General features: G+C 63.8%; 13 protein-coding genes and 1 pseudogene. 6 read left to right on the top strand and 8 right to left on the bottom strand.

Translation table 11 applies throughout. From position 1 onward, the window contains the following. The first annotated feature begins 16 nt into the window (after window positions 1–16). The 6 genes and pseudogenes from flgK (at window position 17) to NG898_RS23525 (ending at window position 10,451) form a co-directional block, all read left to right on the top strand. Window positions 17–1,951: a flagellar hook-associated protein FlgK gene (flgK, locus tag NG898_RS23545; RefSeq protein ID WP_252694683.1), complete on the top strand. Its 1,935-nt coding sequence runs from the start codon at window positions 17–19 to the stop codon at window positions 1,949–1,951. A gap of 73 nt (window positions 1,952–2,024) precedes the next feature. Further along, window positions 2,025–3,332, top strand: coding sequence for a chloride channel protein (locus NG898_RS23540; RefSeq protein WP_252694682.1), 1,308 nt, complete (start codon window positions 2,025–2,027; stop codon window positions 3,330–3,332). An 890-nt stretch (window positions 3,333–4,222) separates the two neighbouring features. Continuing rightward, window positions 4,223–4,357: pseudogene (locus NG898_RS26270) on the top strand (ESPR domain-containing protein); the annotation flags it as partial. A 123-nt stretch (window positions 4,358–4,480) separates the two neighbouring features. Beyond that, complete coding sequence (locus NG898_RS23535) at window positions 4,481–9,508, top strand: beta strand repeat-containing protein (RefSeq protein ID WP_420803719.1); 5,028 nt, start codon at window positions 4,481–4,483, stop codon at window positions 9,506–9,508. Window positions 9,509–9,560: 52 nt separating this feature from the next. After that, on the top strand, window positions 9,561–9,950 hold the full coding sequence (locus tag NG898_RS23530) for an outer membrane protein assembly factor BamE (protein ID WP_252694680.1): 390 nt from the start codon (window positions 9,561–9,563) through the stop codon (window positions 9,948–9,950). A 27-nt stretch (window positions 9,951–9,977) separates the two neighbouring features. Beyond that, entirely contained in the window at window positions 9,978–10,451 is a 474-nt protein-coding gene (locus tag NG898_RS23525; protein WP_252694679.1) for a DUF4019 domain-containing protein, read from the top strand. Window positions 10,452–10,549: 98 nt separating this feature from the next. Here NG898_RS23525 and NG898_RS23520 read toward each other — a convergent pair whose 3' ends face one another. From NG898_RS23520 to NG898_RS23485, 8 genes are all read right to left on the bottom strand, one after another. After that, window positions 10,550–11,029 carry a VOC family protein gene (locus NG898_RS23520; protein ID WP_252694678.1) on the bottom strand — a complete coding sequence of 160 codons (480 nt, stop codon included), beginning with the start codon at window positions 11,027–11,029 and terminating at the stop codon, window positions 10,550–10,552. 260 nt (window positions 11,030–11,289) lie between these two features. Next, window positions 11,290–12,297 (bottom strand): bestrophin family protein, encoded by a 1,008-nt coding sequence (locus NG898_RS23515; protein WP_252694677.1) that lies wholly within the window; start codon window positions 12,295–12,297, stop codon window positions 11,290–11,292. Between the two features lie 56 nt (window positions 12,298–12,353). Beyond that, the gene (locus NG898_RS23510; RefSeq protein WP_252694676.1) at window positions 12,354–13,916 is read right to left on the bottom strand and encodes a DHA2 family efflux MFS transporter permease subunit; all 1,563 of its coding nucleotides are present in this window, start codon (window positions 13,914–13,916) and stop codon (window positions 12,354–12,356) included. An 85-nt stretch (window positions 13,917–14,001) separates the two neighbouring features. Next, complete coding sequence (locus NG898_RS23505) at window positions 14,002–15,354, bottom strand: HlyD/EmrA/EmrK family protein (protein ID WP_252694675.1); 1,353 nt, start codon at window positions 15,352–15,354, stop codon at window positions 14,002–14,004. Then, window positions 15,351–16,880: an efflux transporter outer membrane subunit gene (locus NG898_RS23500; RefSeq protein ID WP_252694674.1), complete on the bottom strand. Its 1,530-nt coding sequence runs from the start codon at window positions 16,878–16,880 to the stop codon at window positions 15,351–15,353. The genes NG898_RS23505 and NG898_RS23500 overlap by 4 nt, the downstream gene beginning before the upstream one ends. A 172-nt stretch (window positions 16,881–17,052) precedes the next feature. Next, the gene (locus tag NG898_RS23495; RefSeq protein WP_252694673.1) at window positions 17,053–17,457 is read right to left on the bottom strand and encodes a cupin domain-containing protein; all 405 of its coding nucleotides are present in this window, start codon (window positions 17,455–17,457) and stop codon (window positions 17,053–17,055) included. Window positions 17,458–17,461: 4 nt separating this feature from the next. Continuing rightward, a complete protein-coding gene (locus NG898_RS23490) occupies window positions 17,462–17,941 on the bottom strand; it encodes a carboxymuconolactone decarboxylase family protein (RefSeq protein ID WP_092974738.1) in 480 nt (159 codons plus the stop codon). 96 nt (window positions 17,942–18,037) lie between these two features. After that, the gene (locus tag NG898_RS23485) at window positions 18,038–18,793 is read right to left on the bottom strand and encodes an SDR family oxidoreductase (protein WP_252694672.1); all 756 of its coding nucleotides are present in this window, start codon (window positions 18,791–18,793) and stop codon (window positions 18,038–18,040) included. Window positions 18,794–18,878: the final 85 nt, after the last annotated feature.

Here is an 18,878-nt window from a genome sequence, read left to right as displayed (position 1 = left end):
TGATGCAGGTGCACATATGAGTTCCTCTCTTCTGAACATTGGCGCATCGGGCTTGCGCACGGCAGGCATTCACCTGCAGGTGACGGGCAACAACATCGCCAACGCCAATACGCCCGGGTACTCGCGCCAGGAAGCAGTGCAGACGCAGAACATTCCGCTGCACACCGGCGTCGGGTTTCTGGGGCAGGGCGCCAACGTGGCCACCGTCAAGCGGATCTATGACCAGTTTCTGACCACGCAGGTGCAGAACGGCCAGGCGGCCACCAGCGCCGCAAGCCAGCTCAGCAGCCTGCTCACGGGCCTGGACAAATACCTGGCAGACCCGAACAGCGGGCTGAGTTCAGCGCTCACCGGTTTCTTCAACGCCGCGGATGGCTTGGCTTCCAAACCGTCGGATACCACCGCGCGGCAGGTCTTTATGAACGCCGTCTCGGGCCTGCAAAGCCGCTTCAATGCGGTGGCGGGGCAGATGACGGCGCTGACGAACCAGGTCAACACGCAGGTGCAGACGCACATCAGCACCGTCAACAGCGCAGCCAAACAGCTCGCCGCACTCAACGAGCAGATCGCCAAGGCAGAAAGCGCCACCGGCCAGCCGGCGAATGACTTGCGTGACCAGCGCGACCAGCTCGTGCAGACGCTCAACAAGTCGATCAAGGCCAGTGCAGTGCAGACGGGCGACGGCCAGTACAACGTCTACGTCGGCAACGGGCAGGCCCTGGTGCAGGGCAACCAGAGTTTCGAATTGACGGCGGTGTCGTCGCCGTATGACCCGACGCAACTGTCGGTGGGCTACAAGAGCCCTGCCGGCACGGTCAGCATGGACGACAGCCAGCTCGGCGGCGGCGCGCTGGGTGGCCTGATGGAGTTTCGCCGCAACACGCTTATCCCTGCGCAGAACAGCCTGGGGCGTCTGGCGGCCGCCGTGTCGGCCAGTGTGAATGCACAGAACAGGCTTGGCATGGACGCCAACGGCAAGCTGGGTGCAGATGTGTTTTCCGTGGCTGGCCCCAGCGTCGCACCCAGCACCAGCAACACCGGCAGCGGCGCGCTCACCGCCAGCATCACCAACGCCAATGCGGGGCAGGGTTACGACTATCAGGTGAAGTTCCAGGGCGGCGCTTATACGGTGTCGCGCTATCCGGATGGCAGCGGCGCGGTCACGGTAACGAGCTGGCCGACCACCGTGGATGGCGTCACGCTCAACCTGAGCGGCACGATGAACAACGGCGATTCGTTCCTTGTGCGCCCGACGGCCGATGCCGCGTCGAGCATGAAGACGCTGACGAGCGATCCGCGCGCCATTGCCGCAGCATCGCCCGTGGTGGCAGACGTGGGCAGCAACAACAAGGGCAGCGGGGCGGTTACGGCCGTGGGCGTGAATGCGGGCTATGCGAGTGCGCCGCTCGCATCCCCCGTCACGCTCAACTACAACGCGGCAGGTGGCGGTTCGCTCTCGGGCTTTCCGGGCAGCGTGACTGTCACCGTCAACGGCACGTCGACTACGTACACCGGCACGGCGCCCTACGCCCAGGGTGCAACGTACGCGTTCAACGGCGTGCAGATGGCGATGACGGGCACACCCGCCAACGGCGACACCTTCAAGCTCTCGCCCAATATTGCCAACAGCACCGACAACGGCAACGCCAGCGCATTTGCCAAAATGCGCAATGCCACGCTGCTCGATGGCGGTACCACATCGATGGGCTCGGCATGGAACAACCTCGTCACGCAGGTGGGCGTGCAGACCCACCAGGCCAGCGGCAACCTCACCTCGCAGACGGCGCTGCTGGCAGGCTCAACGCGGCAGCAGCAATCGGTGTCGGGCGTGAGCCTCGATGAAGAGGCAATGAACCTGATGCGATATCAGCAGGCCTACCAGGCATCAGCCAAGGTGATGCAGGCAGCAAACAGCTTGTTCGACTCGCTGCTGTCGATTGCGGGGCGTTAGCGGTAACCCGCACGGAGGCCGTCTCGCGTCGGGTCCTATAATCTCCGCTTCACGGACCAGCGCCCAAACCACCATGTTTTCTCCTCTCCACATCGCCGATCGGTCAGCGCGTCGGGCCAGGAGACTCTGGGCAAACTACGGCATCTTCTGGCTTGGTGCCGTTCTCGTGGGTCTGGTATCCGTCGCTTACGCCAAGATCATCGATTTAGGGTTCGAGCTTTTTCGAGGCATGGTGTCGCACGCGTTCTGGCTGCCGATCGTCATTACACCGGTTGGTGCGGCGCTTGCCATCTGGCTGACGCGCCAGTTTTTTCGCGGTGCCGAAGGCAGTGGCATTCCGCAGGTCATAGCGACGCTGGAGGATGGGCGGCTGTCGAGTGCGCTGCTCTCCCTGCGCATCATGATCGGCAAGATCGTGGTCTCGTTCCTGGGCATCCTCTGTGGCTTCACGATCGGCCGGGAGGGGCCCACGGTGCAGATCGGGGCATCGCTCATGTACGCCATGCGGCGGGGCTATCGTCGAAGCAGCAAGCACATCGAGCGACAACTCGCGCTGGCGGGCGCAGCGGCCGGGCTTGCGGCTGCGTTCAATACGCCGCTGGCAGGCGTCGTGTTTGCCATTGAAGAACTGACGCGCAGTTTCGTGGCCCGTAACAGCGGCACGCTCATTACGGCCATCATTTTTTCCGGCGTGGTCGCCCTGGGCCTGCAAGGCAACTACCTGTACTTCGGGCGCATCCAGGCCATTGGGCAGTTTCATCTGGCGCTGGTGCCTGTGGTGATTGCCGCGAGCGTCATCTCGGGCGTGGCCGGCGGCGCGTTCTGCTGGCTGCTGCTCAACATACCGCGCTGGATGCCCGCGCGGCTGGTTGATATCCGACAAGCGCAACCGGTGTGGTTCGCTTTTCTGTGCGGTATCGCCATCGCGCTGATCGGCTTGGTTTCAGGCGGCACCACGTTCGGCAGCGGTTACGCAGAAGCTCGGGGCCTGCTGGAGACCCATCAGGCGCTTTCACCGTTTTATGCGGTGCTCAAGTTCTGCGCGCTGATCGCGTCGTACCTGTCCGGTATTCCGGGCGGCATCTTCGCGCCGTCGCTGGCAATTGGGGCGGGGCTGGGCAACGTCATGTCGCTCGTAACATCGGCGATACCGCTGCCCAGTCTTGCCGCGCTCTGTATGGTCGGCTACCTGGCGGCGGTCACGCAGTCGCCCATCACATCGTTTGTGATCGTGATGGAGATGATCGACGGCCACGAGATGGTCTTGCCGCTCATGGCGGTGGCGTTGTTGTCCAGCCAGGTATCCAAGGCGCTGACGCCGTCGTTCTATCACACGCTTGCGCATCGGTTTCGTGCGTCGGTGCCGCGCCCGGCGGCGTAGTGAAGGCGCTCGTCTAACGGCACGAGCACGCACTGCTCAGAACGGTTGTCCAGTTAACCCAATTCGTACGCAATTAAAGCGCGGCACGCCTAGGTATGGGCGTGCCGTTTTTTTATTCTTTGCGCAAAAGTGTTCTTGAAAATGTCATCGATGATATTGGCCCCTATCGGAGTATGGATTTATCAACCGATGCTGTAGGAATATTTCCGTTTGTTAACAATTCCGTGCGTTCGCTATATCTAAATCATTTGGTTTACCAAAATACGCATACTGAGCCTTTTCAATTGTAAAAACCTCGATATTTATAGTCCTAACTATCTAGACACAATTCACAAAGTCGTCTACTTTTGTTCAGAATTTAGAGTTTTCCCTCTGCGCTCGCTCAGCCCCTGCACATCAAGATGGGTGTGTGTTTGAGTTGGCGCTCCTTCGTCAATAAAAAAGCCGCATCTACCGGGGGTACGGTAGCTATGAGTACGACGAGCTACACGGTCTGGGCAAACGTTTGGGCAAATACAAGGCACCTGCGATGTGTCGATTCATGCCCAGCCCACGCCATTCATGTCGCTATCAAATGGCCCTTTGATCCTCCCTGATTTCCTTTGCCCTTCACAGGCCAAGCCGTTGACCGCTAAACGTTAGGCTCGGCGGACCAACATCCAACTCGCGTTGTATTGAAGACGCTCCCAAAGGGGGGCGGCGAGTTGCTGCGTCCTTTTTAAAGCCACGTGGTCATCGGCCATTGATTTTCTGGCAGTTCCAATCAACCGGGAACCCGCAGCCTTTGCGGGTGCCAAGGGCGCGCTCGTCCTTATGGTTTGCGCCGCGCGATGGCCCCTCTTTTTTTCTATTTCTTTTCTTGAGCTCACGGCGAGCACGGTGGAATCAATATGAACAAATCATATAAAACGATTTGGAATGAGGCGCTGGGCGCTTGGGTGGCCGCATCGGAGCTGGACCGGGCAAAAGGAAAGGGCGGCTCGGTTGTGCAGCGCGCTTGCCAGAACACGTCCGGCGGCGCGATGACATTGATTGCAGCCGCTGTGGCGCTCCTGGGTTCTGTTCTTCCTGGGCAGGCATATGCGCAGGCGAACTGCTCTACGGCCCCGTACAATTTTTACAGCGGCAGCACGACGTGCGTCGGTTTCATGTCGATCGCCACGCAAGGCGGGGCCACGGCCGTCGGTTATGGCGCCAACAGTACTGGGCTTAACGCAATAGCAGTCGGCTTCCAATCCATTGCCTCCGGGACCAACTCCATCAACGTGGGGGCACGCACCGCCCCGGGCACGGGTGCAACTGCCGATTCGACGATCGGTATCGGTACGGACGTCACTGCCAGCGGCACGGCGGGCATTGGTATCGGCGTCCAAAGCGTTGCCAGCGGCAACTTGTCGACCGCCGTCGGGGCTTTGGCAAAGGCAACCGCAGACAACGCCGTCGCGCTTGGCGCAAACGCCCAGGCGACGAATTCCGCCGCCACCGCAGTCGGTAACGGCGCAAAAGCCAGCGGCAACACGGCACTCGCAATCGGCGGGCAGGCGCTCGCCATTGGCGACGGCACCGTTGCGGCGGGTCAGGGGGCTGGCGCCGGCTCAACTACCGGCAACACCGGCTCGGTCGCCGTCGGTATCGCCACCGGCACGCTCGTGAGCGGCGCGCAGAACACCGCAGTCGGCGGCGGTATCGCGAGCGCGATGCGCGGCGCGGGGTCTGGCGTCACCGGCACGCGCAACGTCGCGTTCGGCACGGGCGACGGCACGGTCACGTATGACGGTACGCTGGCCGCTTCCGCAGGTAACTTGGTATCCGGCAACGACAACGTCGCGATCGGCACGAACGCGGGCATCGGCGTGACAGCAAACGGCACCACCTCGGTCGGCCTGAACGCCAAAGCATCAGCCACCGGATCGATCGCCATCGGCGTTCAGTCGGCGGCCGCGGGCGGTTTTGGCGTGGCGGTGGGCAACGCGTCGGTGGCTTCACAAAGTGGTGCAACTGCCATGGGCAGCGGTGCAACGGCGTCGGGTGTGTCAGGCACGGCCATCGGAAACAACGCGGTGGCCTCCGGCACGAACGCCGTTGCGATGGGTCTGGGCGCGCGGGCTACGGGCACCAATAGCGTGAGCATTGGCACAAACAACGTCGTCAGTGGGGCGAATTCTGGGGCGATCGGCGATCCCAGCACCATCACGGGCTCGGGTTCGTATTCGCTCGGTAACAACAACACGATCAATGCGAACAACGCGTTCGTCGTGGGCAACGGCGTGACGGTAGCCGGCGGCCTGGATGGCGCAGTCGTCCTCGGCAATGCCTCGACCGTGTCGGCGGCGGTGCAGACGCCGAACGCCACGATCGCAGGGACGAACTATACGTTTGCGGGCGGTGCGCCGGCGGCGGGCGATGTCGTCAGTGTCGGCTCGGCTGCCGCGCCGCGGCAGATCCAGAATGTCGCAGCCGGACGGCTTAGCAGCAGCTCGACCGACGCGGTCAACGGCTCGCAGTTGTTTGCGACCAACCAAGCGGTGAATGGCGTCTCCACCACGGTCAACAACATCCAGAACGGCGCCGGCATCAAGTACTTCCACGCCAACTCCACAGCGGCGGATAGTCAGGCCACCGGCACGGACAGCGTCGCCGTGGGCCCGCTCGCGGTCGCCAGTGGGGCGAACAGCGTTGCGACGGGTAACGGAGCCCAGGCACAGGCCGCGAACGCGCTGGCACTCGGCGCCACTGCACGTGCAACCAATGCAGGAGATGTGGCACTGGGCTCCGGCTCCGTTACCGCCGCATCCAACCCGACAGGGAGCGCGGTGGTTGCCGGTGTCACGCGCAACTTTGCGGGTGCAACCCCGACCAGCGTCGTGAGTGTCGGTGCGCTCGGCGCAGAGCGTCAGATCACCAACGTCGCCGCCGGCCGCCTCAGCAACTCGAGCACCGATGCCGTCAACGGCTCGCAACTCTTTGCGACCAACCAGGCCATCGATGGCGTTTCCACCACGGTCAACAACATCCAGAGCGGCGCGGGCATCAAGTACTTCCACGCCAATTCCACGGCGGCGGATAGCCAAGCCACCGGCACGGACAGCGTCGCCGTGGGGCCGCTCGCGGTCGCCACTGGGGTGAACAGCGTGGCAGCCGGCAACGGTGCGCAAGCGCAAGCCGCCAGCGCGCTTGCACTGGGCGCGACTGCACGGGCCACCAATGCCGGCGACGTTGCACTCGGCTCCGGTTCCGTTACCGCCGCATCCAACCCGACAGCGAGCGCGGTGGTTGCCGGTGCCACGCGCAACTTTGCGGGTACGAACCCGACCAGCGTTGTGAGCGTCGGTGCGCTCGGCGCAGAGCGTCAGATCACCAACGTCGCCGCAGGCCGCCTCAGCAACTCGAGCACCGATGCGGTCAACGGCTCGCAACTCTTCGCGACCAATCAGGCGGTGGACGGCATCTTCACCACCGTCAACAACATCCAGAGCGGCGCGGGCATCAAGTACTTCCACGCCAATTCCACGGCGGCGGATAGCCAAGCCACCGGCACGGATAGCGTCGCCGTCGGCCCGCTCGCGGTCGCAAGTGGGGCGAACAGCGTTGCGACGGGTAACGGAGCCCAGGCACAGGCCACCAACGCGCTGGCACTCGGCGCCACTGCACGTGCAACCAATGCAGGAGATGTGGCACTCGGCTCCGGCTCCGTTACCGCCGCATCCAATCCGACGGGGAGCGCTGTCATCGCCGGTGCCACGCGCAATTTCGCAGGGACCAACCCGACCAGCGTTGTCAGCGTCGGTGCACTCGGCGCAGAGCGTCAGATCACCAATGTCGCTGCCGGGCGCCTGAGCAATTCGAGCACCGATGCCGTCAACGGCTCGCAGTTGTTTGCGACCAATCAGGCGGTGGACGGCATCTTCACCACGGTCAACAACATCCAGAACGGCGGGGGCATCAAGTACTTCCACGCCAATTCCACGGCGGCGGATAGCCAGGCCACCGGCACGGAAAGCGTGGCCGTGGGGCCGCTTGCGGTTGCCAGCGGCGCGAACAGCGTGGCCGTGGGTAACGGCGCGCAGGCCACGGCAGCCAACTCCGTCGCGCTCGGCGCCAATTCCACCACCACCGCCAACCTGGGCGCCGCCGCGTACAACCCCGGCACGGCAGCGCTGGCAGGCACCTCGCCGGTGGGCGAGGTCTCGGTGGGTTCGGCCGGCAACGAGCGCCGCATCACCAACGTGGCTGCAGGCTCGGCGGCAACTGATGCTGTGAACGTGAGCCAGTTGCAGTCGGTGCAAACCGAGCTGACGCAGACGAAGAACGACGCGCTGCTGTGGGACCCGACCGCCAACGGCGGCGCGGGCGCCTTCAGTGCCAACCACGGCGGCACGGGCCCGAACATCATCACCAACGTTGCGCCGGGCGCGTTGAATGCCACCAGCACGGATGCGGTGAATGGCTCGCAGCTCTTCGCCACCAACCAGAACGTCACGAACCTGGGCAACTCGATCACCAACATCCAGAACGGCGGCGGCATCAAGTACTTCCACGCAAACTCAACGGCGGCTGACAGCCAGGCCACCGGCACTGACAGCGTGGCCATTGGGCCGCTGGCGGTTGCAGCCGGCGCCACGAGCCTTGCAGCGGGCAATGGCGCGCAGGCGCAAACGGCCAACGCGCTCGCGCTCGGTTCGCTGTCGACGGTGTCGGTGGCGGGCGGTGTGGCGATCGGCTCTGGCGCGATCTCTGACCGCCCCATTGCTTCTGGTATCGGGTCGATTCCCGCAGGGAGTCAGGCCGTGCCGTTCAACACGTCCGACGGGACGCTGCTGGGCGCCGTGTCATTCGGCAGCGCCGCAGGCAATACGTACCGCCAGTTGACCAACGTGGCCGACGGCACGGGCCAGCACGATGCGGCAACGATCCGCCAGTTGACCGGCGCGCTGCAATCCTTCGCGGTCACGCCCACGCTGTACTTCCATGCCAACTCGACAGCGGCCGATTCGCTCGCGGTCGGCTCGCAGTCGGTGGCCGTTGGGCCGACAACGGTGGTCAACGGTGACAACGGTGTCGGCATCGGCAACGGCGCGATCGTCCAGCAAACCGCGCCTGGCGGTATCGCCATTGGGCAGGCATCGACCTCCGGCCAGGCCGATGCGATTGCATTGGGCAGCGGATCGACGGCAAACGGTGCCCAGTCCATCGCGCAGGGCGCCAACGCAAACGCCGCGTTGGCGGGCGGCATCGCCATTGGCTCGGGTGCCAAGAGCACTGCTGTTGATGCAATGGCGCTGGGCTCTGGCGCCAACGCCACCTTTGCCAACAGCGTTGCGCTGGGCGCCGGTTCGCTCACCTCCGTGGGCGCGTTGACCAACTACATGGCCTTCGGGCTGACGGCGCCGCAAACGTCGTCGGGTGAGCTGAACGTTGGCAACCGCCAGATCACGGGCGTGGCTGCCGGCCGCCTGGGTACGGATGCAGTGAACGTGTCGCAGTTGCAGGCCGTCCAGCAGCAGCTCTCAACGATCATCAGCAACAGCGGGGGCCCGTTCACCTCTACCTCGCCCAACGGCACCACCAACAACACGCCGCCGACCACGCCGGGGCCGAACTCTTCGGCGGGGGGCACGGGTTCGGTGGCATCGGGCAGCAACAGCACGGCGCTGGGCAATAGCTCGCAGGCCACCGGCAACAACACCACCGCCGTTGGTACCGGCGCCGTGGCCACGGGCAGCGGGTCGACCGCCATTGGCGCAGGCAGCAATGACGGCGGCCGCACGGATGTCGTCTCGGTGGGCTCCACTACCTTGTCGCGGCAGGTCATCAACGTGGCCGCCGGCACGGCACCCACCGATGCCGTCAACGTGTCACAGCTGAACAACGCCGTCACGCAAGCCAACAACTACACCGACAACCAGGTCGCGGGCTTGCGCAACAGCATCGATTCGTACCGGCGCGATGCTGAAGGCGGTACCGCCATGGCCATGGCAATGGCGGGCTTGCCGCAACCCACGGGCCCCGGCAAGAGCATGGTCGCGGTGGCAGGCAGTGTCTACAACGGCCAATCGGGGCAGGCGCTCGGTATCTCAACGGTGTCGGAAAACAACCGCTGGATCTACAAGGCCGCCGTTTCCACCAACACGCGCGGCACGTATGGCGCCGTGGTCGGTGCCGGGTATCAGTGGTGAGGCCAGCCGCAGCACAGCAACCACCGCAACGTGACACTTTCGGATTCCTGATATGAACAAGCGCTCAATCCCAGCCTGCATCGCAACGCTCTCGTGCATCTTCGCCCTTGCGGCATGCGCGGGCCCTGGCCCTACCGATACCGCGTTCCCCAAACTGGACACGGCGATGACGCCCGAGGGTTCGTTCCCCAACGTTGACCATCTGCGCATGGTCGAGCCCGGCATGACCAAGGGCCAGGTCTATGAGCTGATCGGCGTGCCGCACTTTCATGAGAGCGTGTTTCGCGTGCGCGTGTGGAACTACCTGTTCCACTTCCACAGCGCAGACAAATCCGTCGCGTGTCAGTACCAGATCCAGTTTGACGACGACAACCGCGTGACCAAGACGCGATGGGCCGACCCGCAGTGCGAAACCTTTGCACCGGCAAAGCCCGCACAGTAACCAGACAGATTCGAAGGAGAGTGGTTGATGAAACGTTTTAACGGCGCATTCAAGGTGGTTGCGGCGTGCGCGCTTGCCGCCGCTTCCGTGCTGGCTCACGGCGCAGAAGCGGGCGACTCTGCAGATGAGTTGCTCGGCAACGCTGCGCTCGCGCTCAAGCGCATCGACGCGGGCGACTACACCGCGCTCTGGCAGCAGACGGCGCCTTTCGTACGCGGGTTCTACACGCCGGATCGCTTTGCCAGCGGGCTCACGCAAGCGCGCAAATCTGTAGGGGCTGTCACCCAGCGCGGCTGGGCTTCGGTGACGCGGCTCACCTATACGAAGGTCAAAGACGTTCCCGATGGCCTGTACGCCAACGTCGACTTCGCAACGCGGCTGACCGACGGCCGCATCGTCTACGAGAAGGTGAGTTTCCAGCTAGGAGCAGACGGGCATTGGTACTTCACCGGCTATGACCCGCGCCAAAACCAGGGGGCCGGCACGCAGGCGCAGAAGTGACCGCGCGGCTTTGCCAAACCAGCGCGGCCTGATCAACGCATTGGTCTGCAATGCCGAGTCGCTGGCGCTCGGCAATGCAGATGCGGCAACCGGCGAACTTAGCCGCGCCGCGCCGCCTCAATCTTGGCGATGTCGATCTTGCCCATCGTCATCATCGCGTCAACGGCACGCTTGGCTGCTGCGCGGTCCGGATCAGTAAAAGCCGCGGTGAGCGCACGCGGCGTGATCTGCCACGACAGCCCCCACTTGTCTTTGCACCAGCCGCACGCGCTTTCCTGCCCGCCGTTGCTGACGATGGCGTTCCACAGCCGATCGGTTTCGGCCTGGTCGTCGGTCGCAATCTGGAACGAAAACGCCTCGCTGTGCTTGAACTGCGGGCCGCCGTTCAGCCCCAGGCACGGAATGCCCGCCACGGTGAACTCCACCGTCAGCACATCGCCTTCCTGGCCGGAGGGATAGTTGCCGGGCGCACGGTGCACGGCGGTGACTTTGCTGTCTGGGAAGGTCTTGGCGTAGAAGTTGGCCGCGTCCAGCGCATCGCGGTCGTACCACAGACAGATCGTGTTCTTGCTGACCATGCATGTCTCCTCAAGGGGCGGGCGCCGGCATTTGCGGTCGAGGCATTCCACAGCGTGCGCGTGCCCGTGATGTGACGTGGATGCCATTGCCGTGGCTTGCACTCTCGCACACTCCTACGGCAGCGATATGTACTGTTTCTCGTAGGTTTTTGACGCATTCGTCATGCCGGCTCGGGCAGGCCCACCAAGAAGGGAGGATAAAAACAGCGGCGAAAAGTCAGCATCCAGTGCCCTCCCCCCGGGCAAGTGCCTTGCCCGGCCTACAAGACGATGCCGTGCTCTGCCGCCGGTTCGACCACATCGCTCTTTTCGCCAAGCATGTCCATGAGTTCGCGTTCGATCTTCCTGCAGATCCGAGCCATGGGCACGTCATTCGGGTTGCCTTCGAACGGGTTCTCCGTGCTTTCGCCCACTTGCTCCAGCGCGAGGTACATCCACGAGATCATCGTGCTGAAGGGAATGACGAGCCAGATCATGTGGCCATGCATGACACCTGTCACGCTGGCATTGAGCTTTTCGAACTCAGTCAGAATGCCGAAAGGCAGCAGCAGACAAAAGGTACTGACAAAGAGCTTGTTGATGACCTCATATTGCCTGGGATACGGGTACTCCTTGACGCGCTCCGCCCGCCCTTGCTGTACGAACAGGCTTCGGATCACTCCTCCCAACTCCAGGTAGAAGGCATTGCTGATCTCGCCGGAGGAAAGCAGCCGTTTGATCGCGGCCGCTTGGGTTCCGAGCAGTCGGGTCGTCCTGCTTTCGGCATGCAGAACCGAGTCGAGCTCGGCCTGTGGCAGATATCGCGCGAGCGCTTGTTCCACTGATGTTTCCCACTCGGGCACTTGGTAGTACTTCCGGTACTCCATGTTGGCTGCCTTGCCGGTGTTTTCCCACACTCGCGGGCTTCTCAGTCGATAGCGAAGTGCCGTCAACCATGCGCAATGCCGGAGAATCAGGTCTCGCCCGGCGGCCGGCGCTGCCGGAAAGTCACGCGCCATGACACCCAGGCTTCGGCTGAGGCTCAGGATTTCCGTCCAGATTTGCTGTGCTTCCAAGGCTCTGCCGTAGGTCTGCACATTCCTGAAACCGACGATGAATGACGTGGCCGTGCCCAGCAGCACCACAACCGACACCGGAATCGACAGCCATTTCAACCCGAGGAACTGGTAGAGGAGAACGGGCAGCGAACCACATGCCAGAGAGGCATAGAGCTGCCGTCTCGACCAGAGCGTGAACTCGAACAGTGAGTACGATTTCCCCAGGTGCATGGTGTGCCTCTCTCAACGGTGCGGCAGAGCGCTGTCCGACATATCGGTTCCTGGTGTCAGTGGGCCGCGGCCGCAGTGCTGGATGCGGCCCCTTTGTCGGGCTTCGTGAACCAGATCAGCGGAATGACTGCGGCAAAGATCACGCCTGAAATCCAGAATATGTCGTTCAGTCCAAGCATGATGGCTTGCGTGTTCAGGCCGCGTTCGAAGTAGGCAGCGGCTTGTGCGGGACTGAAGCCCAGGGTCGACTCGATCGACTGAAGCGCCGAGGCATACAGCGGGTTGCCTGGGCTGGCCTGCTCCACCAGACGCGCATGGTGCAGCACGGCCCGGTCGTTCCACACGGTCGTGGCCAACGACGTGCCCACTGCTCCGCAGAAGACTCTGACGAAGTTGGACAGCCCGGCAGCTGCCGGAATCTTCTCCGGTGGCAGACCCGACAGGATGATTGCCGTGAGCGGCACGAAGAACAGCGCCGTCGGAATGCCTTGCAGCAACGTGGGAAGCACCAGCGTGAACATGTCTACGCCGGTGCTGAATTGCGATCGCATGTAGAACACGCCGGCAAAGCCGAGGAAGGACAGCGTGGCAAGCACCCGCAATTCCGACTTGGGCAGGATCTTGCCCACGACCGGCGCCAGCAGCACGGCAAAAATGCCCAACGGCGCCATCGCAAGCCCTGCGTTGACGGCGGGATAGGCCAGGTATTGCTGCATCCACTGCGGCAGCACCACGAGGTTGGCAAAGAAGATGGCAAAGGCCACCGAGATGGCGACCGTGCCAGCCAAGAAATTGCGGCCTTTGAACAGGCGCAAGTCGATGATCGGATTCGGTTCGGTCAGTTCCCAGATCACGAAGAAGAGGAAGCTGAGCAGCGCGACGACGGCCAAGATGACGATGACGGGCGAGCTGAACCAGTCGAGGTCCTTGCCCTTGTCGAGCATGATCTGCAGCGACGCCACCCAGGTGATGAGCGAGGCGAGGCCCACGAGGTCGATGGGCAGCACGCGCGTGGCGGTTTCGCGGTCACGGTAGATGGCCCAGGTGACGGCTGCGGCAAACAAGCCGACCGGCACATTGATGTAGAAGATCCACGACCAGGAATAGCTGTCGGTCATCCAGCCGCCCAGTGCAGGGCCGGCAATCGGCCCGACCGTGGCCGTCATTGCCCACAGCGCAAGCGCGGCGGCACTTTTTTCCTTGGGATAAGAGGACAGCAGGATCGACTGCGATAGCGGAATCAGCGGCCCCGCCACGGCGCCCTGCAGGATGCGCGCGGCCAGCAGCGTGACCAAGTTGGGCGCAATGCCGCACAGCCACGACGACAACACGAACATCAGGATGGCCCCAACAAACAGGCGCACTTGGCCCACGCGCTGAGTCAGCCAGCCCGTCAGCGGGATGGCGACGGCGTTGGCGGCAGCAAACAGCGTGATGACCCACGTACCCTCATCCACCGACACGCCAAGGTTGCCGGAAATGGTCGGGATCGCGACGTTGGCGATGGACGAGTCCAGCACGTTCATGAACGTGGCCAGGGCCACGGCAAAGCTCCCCATCACGAGCTTGGCGCCGGTCAATGGAGGTGGCACGGCTGAGGTCTGGGTTTGGGGCTGCATGATGCGCTCCCTAGGGAGTGGGTCACATGAAAAGCTGATATGGCAGGCAAATGCGAAAAGACAGGCCGCAGGCGCGACGTATCGTCTAGGCCGCCGCCGGCCCCGCGCGATGTGCGGACGCGCCGGGAGCCGCACGCAACCGGTTCTGCTCCGGCTGCGGCACTGCCTTCGGCTTCTGCAGCGCTACGCGTTCGGCCGCCTGTTCCGTGCTGACCGGTGCGTTGTGGTTCTGCGAGATGATCCGGGCGATTTCACGATCGGCCTGCTCGCCGTAGCGCTGAAATACGTCGGTGCGGTAGGTCGTGCGGACCGGTGCTTCGCCACCACTGCGGCGACTGCTGGCAAGGCGCGAACCGTCTTCCCGGCGCGTTTGCACGTCGACCTGCATCGACAGTCCGACCTGCAACGGATGCTCGCGCAACTCCGCTGGATCGAGCTGAACGCGCACGGGCACGCGCTGCACCACTTTGATCCAGTTGCCCGTGGCGTTCTGCGCGGGCAGGGCCGAAAACGCGCTGCCGGTGCCGGCAGAAAAACCCACAACCTTGCCGTGGTAGGTCACCTTGGCGCCATACACATCGGCATGCAGTTCGACCGGCTGACCAATCCGGATGTGCTGGAGCTGGACTTCCTTGAAGTTGGCATCGACCCACACACCGTCGAGCGGCACGATCGCCATCAGCGAGTTGCCGGGTGCCACGCGCTGGCCTACCTGCACGGATCGGCGCGCAACGTAGCCGGTGACTGGCGCGGGAAGCGCATTGCGGGCATCGGCAAGATAGGCTTCGCGCACCTTGGCCGCAGCGGCCAGGACGCTGGGGTGGGCAGTCACGGTGGCCTGGTCGGTCAACGTACGGTTGGAAGCAAGCTGCTGACGCGCAGTGTCGAGCGCGGCTTCGGCGGCGGTGACTGCGTCGCGGGCGTGGGCCAAGTCTTCCGCAGCCACCGCGCCGGATTCGACCACCTCGGCGCGGCGGCGCAGATCGCCTCGTGCGCGAGCAAGGTCGATCTGGCGCTGCTGCACCGTCGCCGCGAGCACATTGTTGTTGGCATAAAGCGCACTGACTTGTCGCACGGTTTGGCCGAGCGCTGCCTCGGCTGCAGCCAGCGCGACCTTTGCATCGGCAGTGTCGAGCGTGACCACGGGTTCGCCGGCCTTGACGATCTGTGTGTCGTCAGCGTTGACGGCGACCACCGTGCCGCTCACCTGCGGCGTGAGCTGGATCAGGTTGCCGTTGACATAAGCGTCATCGGTTTCCTCGTGAAAGCGCGCAACGGTGTAGTAGTACGCGCCATAACCTGCTGCGACGAGCGCGGCGCTCAGGCCAAGCAGGATCAACAGGCGTTTGCGGGACCGCTTGCCGGCCGGCTGGGTGGCGGCGGCGGCTTTGGCGCCGGTCTGTTCGACGGCGGGGGCTGAGTGGGTCGTTTGGTTCATCGCATCACCTTTTCGTGTTCGCTCGCGGCGGGCGCTGTATAGCCACCGCCCAATGCAGCCGCCAGGGCGATCTGCCCGTCGCGGCGCGTCATGCGCAGGTTGGCAAGCGCCTGGCTGCTGACCAGCGCGTTGGTCTGCGCGTTCAACGCCGTCAACTGTGTGGTCAGGCCGGCCTTGTACTGCGCCAGCGCCAGGGCTTGTGCGCGGCGCGCGGCGGTATCGGCGCGCACGGCGTTGTCGATCTGCGCGTCGACGGCGCGGATGTCCGAGAGTTGGCTGGCGACCTCGGTCAAGGCGTTGACCAGCGTCTCGTTGTAGTGCGCTACGGCGAAGTCGAATTCGGCATAGCGGCCCTTGAGCTGGGCGCGCAAGGCGCCACCATCGAAAATCGGCAGGTGGATCGCCGGACCAACCGACGCGGTGCGGCTGGCGGCGCGCAGGAAGCGGCCCCAGCCAAAGGCGTCAAGGCCGATCATGGCGCTCAGGTTGATGTCCGGATAGAACTCCGCCTTGGCTACCTTGATGTCGTGCAAGGTCGCGTCTACGCGCCAGCGCGCGGCGACGATATCCGGGCGGCGTGCAACCAGGTCGGCCGGCAGGTTGTCTGGCAGCCGCACGGCATCGCCAGGGCCAAGGGCGGGGCGTTGGATCGCAAGCCCACGGTCCGGCCCTTGCCCGAGCAGTGCCGCAAGCTGATAGCGCGTGCGCTGGAGACTGCCGTCCAGCGACGAGAGCGCGACTTCGCTGGACGCCAGATTGGCTTCAGCGGTGCGCTTCTCCACCTCGGTATCCAGACCCAGCGTGACGCGTCCGTTGGTCACGCGCAGCACTTCGCGGCGCTGCTTGACCTCATCCTGCGCGATGTCGTGCAGCGCGTAGAGACGCGCCAGTTCGTTATAGGCGCGGGCAATTGCACCGCTGAGCGTCAGCTTGACCTGCTCCGCCTCGGCTTCGCTGGCATGCAGGGCGGACACCGCAGACTTGAGCGCCTCGCGGTTCTTGCCCCACAAGTCCAGCTCGTACGACGCATTGATGAACGCCTTGTTCTCCGATTGCCAGGCGCCTGCAAACGGGGGCGGTACCAGCGCGCTTTCCGAAAAACGCTGGCGCGTCCATGAATATCCGGCCCCCACTTGCGGCAACGTGTTGGCATTGGCGCCTTCGCTGAACGCGGTGGCGGCCGCCACACGGGCACGGGCCATTTCCAGCGAAGGGCTGATCTGCAGTGCCTCGTCAATCAACGCCTTGAGTTGCGCGTCGCCAAACTGCGCCGCCCAATCCGCGGATGGCCAGCGGCCTTGCTCGGCCGGAATGCTCTGCGTGGCGGCGTAGGTGCTGGCATCTGCCATGTGCTTATCGCTGGTGATGCCGGCATAGTTGGCGCAGCCGGCCAACACGGCGGCCACCAGAACGGGAATGGCGCGCGCGGCGGGGCTGACCCGGTGTGCCCGGCGTGCCCGAGCATCGCCCGGCGATTGGCCAATCCGCCGATCGGGGCGCGAGGGTTTCGTTGTCGACGTGCTCATGATCCAGCTCACGTGTTGTGTCGAATGGCAAAGCGGCGCCCTCCGCTTGTGCGCGGATCGGCGGATCAGCTCTCTTAGGGAAGCAAGGTGCGAGGCAAGAACGCTGCGGTGGAGCTCTTCTTGCCCGCCTGCAAGGGCATCGGCGTTGCCGATGCCTGCGTAGAAGACTCGGCTACTTCACCGGCGTCAGGATCGGCGCGCCTTTCTTCTTGATCAGGAACACCACAAACTTGGCCGGCTGCGTGGCACTGGCGTTGCGCCCGACGGTATGGACGTCGTTGGGGCCTTCGTGGAACGTATCGCCAGCCTTGAGTGTGACCTCCTTGCCGCCGTTCAAACTCATGACGATGCTGCCTTCGAGCACATAGACAAAGGCGTGCGCGTCATGGCGATGCACGGGGTCGACCGAGCCGGGCGGATAGTCCACCACGATCATCTGAACCTCTTTGCCTGCGTACTCCGGCAACGATTCCGTGCGCAGCGGCGTCACGCTCGCTTCCGGCGCAGCCTTGACCAACTGCGCCATCAGCAGGCACGAGCACACCACGGCTGCAGCAAAGGACACTGGATTTTTCATGGCATCACTCCAGATGGGCCTTGTCGAGCCCGAATGCCTTGTCGGATGACCCGGGCACCATGCGGAACGCCACGTTCAGGCGGTTCCAGCTGTTGATCGCACCCACAAGGAACGTCAGATCGGCCAGCTCTTTTTCGGAGTACTGGGCACGCACGCTGTCGTAGATTTCGTCTGACACGCCCAAGGCGGGAATCTGGGTCAGCACCTCAGCCCATGCCAGCGCGGCGCGTTCGCGCGGCGAGAACAGCGTCGATTCGCGCCAGATCGCCACGTGGTACAGGCGCAGTTCACGCTCGCCGTGGATCTTCGCCATCTTGACGTGCATGTCGACGCAGAATGCGCAGCCATTGATTTGCGACACGCGCAGCTCGACAAGCTCGCGGATGTGCGTCTCGATGGTCGTTTTCTGAAGCAGCGTGTTGAGCTCCACGAGCTTCTTGCTCAGTTCGGGAGATTGCTGAAAGTAGTTGAGGCGTTGCGTCATGATGCGCTCCTGATGAGATGACCGCTTGGCGGTGCCCGGCAACGGCGTAATGCGCGGCCCCGGACCTGGTGGGATGTGTGAGTCGGTGGTCAGTGGTCAGTGGCTTTTTGCCTGTGCGGCGAGCCACTGGTCGAGACTGATGCGGCCGATCCGTGCGTCGCCCAGCGGTACGAGCGACAGTTCTTCGACCAAGCCGCCGTAGTAGCGCGCGTTGGGGTCCGTCACGACCGGGCGTGTGTCGCCAATGGATTTGAGATAGCGCGCGATGATCTGGGCGAACGGCGCGCGGTCCGGTCCGGCAATGTCGATCGTGCCGTTCAGCGGTGCCGCGACTGCCACCTGCGCGAGGATCGCCGCAATATCGTCGGCCGCGATCGGCTGGAACAAACCGTTACCGACGCGCACCGTGCCTGCGACCGTGCTGAAGTCGGCAATGCCCCCGATGAACTCCATGAACTGCGTCGCACGCACAATCGTGTACGGCACACCGGCCGCCTCGATGGCCTCTTCCTGCGCAACTTTGGCGGTGAAATAGGCGTTGTCCGCCATCCGATCAGTGCCGACGATAGACAGCGCGACGTGATGGCGCACCCCCGCGGCAACCTCTGCCTTGCCAAGATTGCGCGCCGAGCTGCGGAAGAACTCGAGCACTGCTTGCGGCTCCCACGACGGTGCATTCGTCACATCAACAACGACATCCGCGTCGGTGAGTGCATCGCTCAGGCCCTCGCCCGTCACGGAGTTGACGCCGTTGCGCGGCGAAGCGGCAAGCACCGCATGACCGGCCTCGCTAAGCAGCGCGACAACACGTGAGCCGATCAGGCCCGAACCACCGATTACGACAATCTTCATGGCAGATTCTCCGAATGAGAGTCAGTGAATGCACAGGGTGCTGGAGGGGCGCGGCGCCGTCTGAACATGTCGCTGTCGTCGCATC

Source organism: Ralstonia mojiangensis (assembly GCF_023955645.1).
In the GTDB taxonomy this organism is placed as follows: Bacteria; Pseudomonadota; Gammaproteobacteria; order Burkholderiales; family Burkholderiaceae; genus Ralstonia; species Ralstonia mojiangensis.
This window is presented reverse-complemented; position numbering and strand designations above follow the sequence as displayed.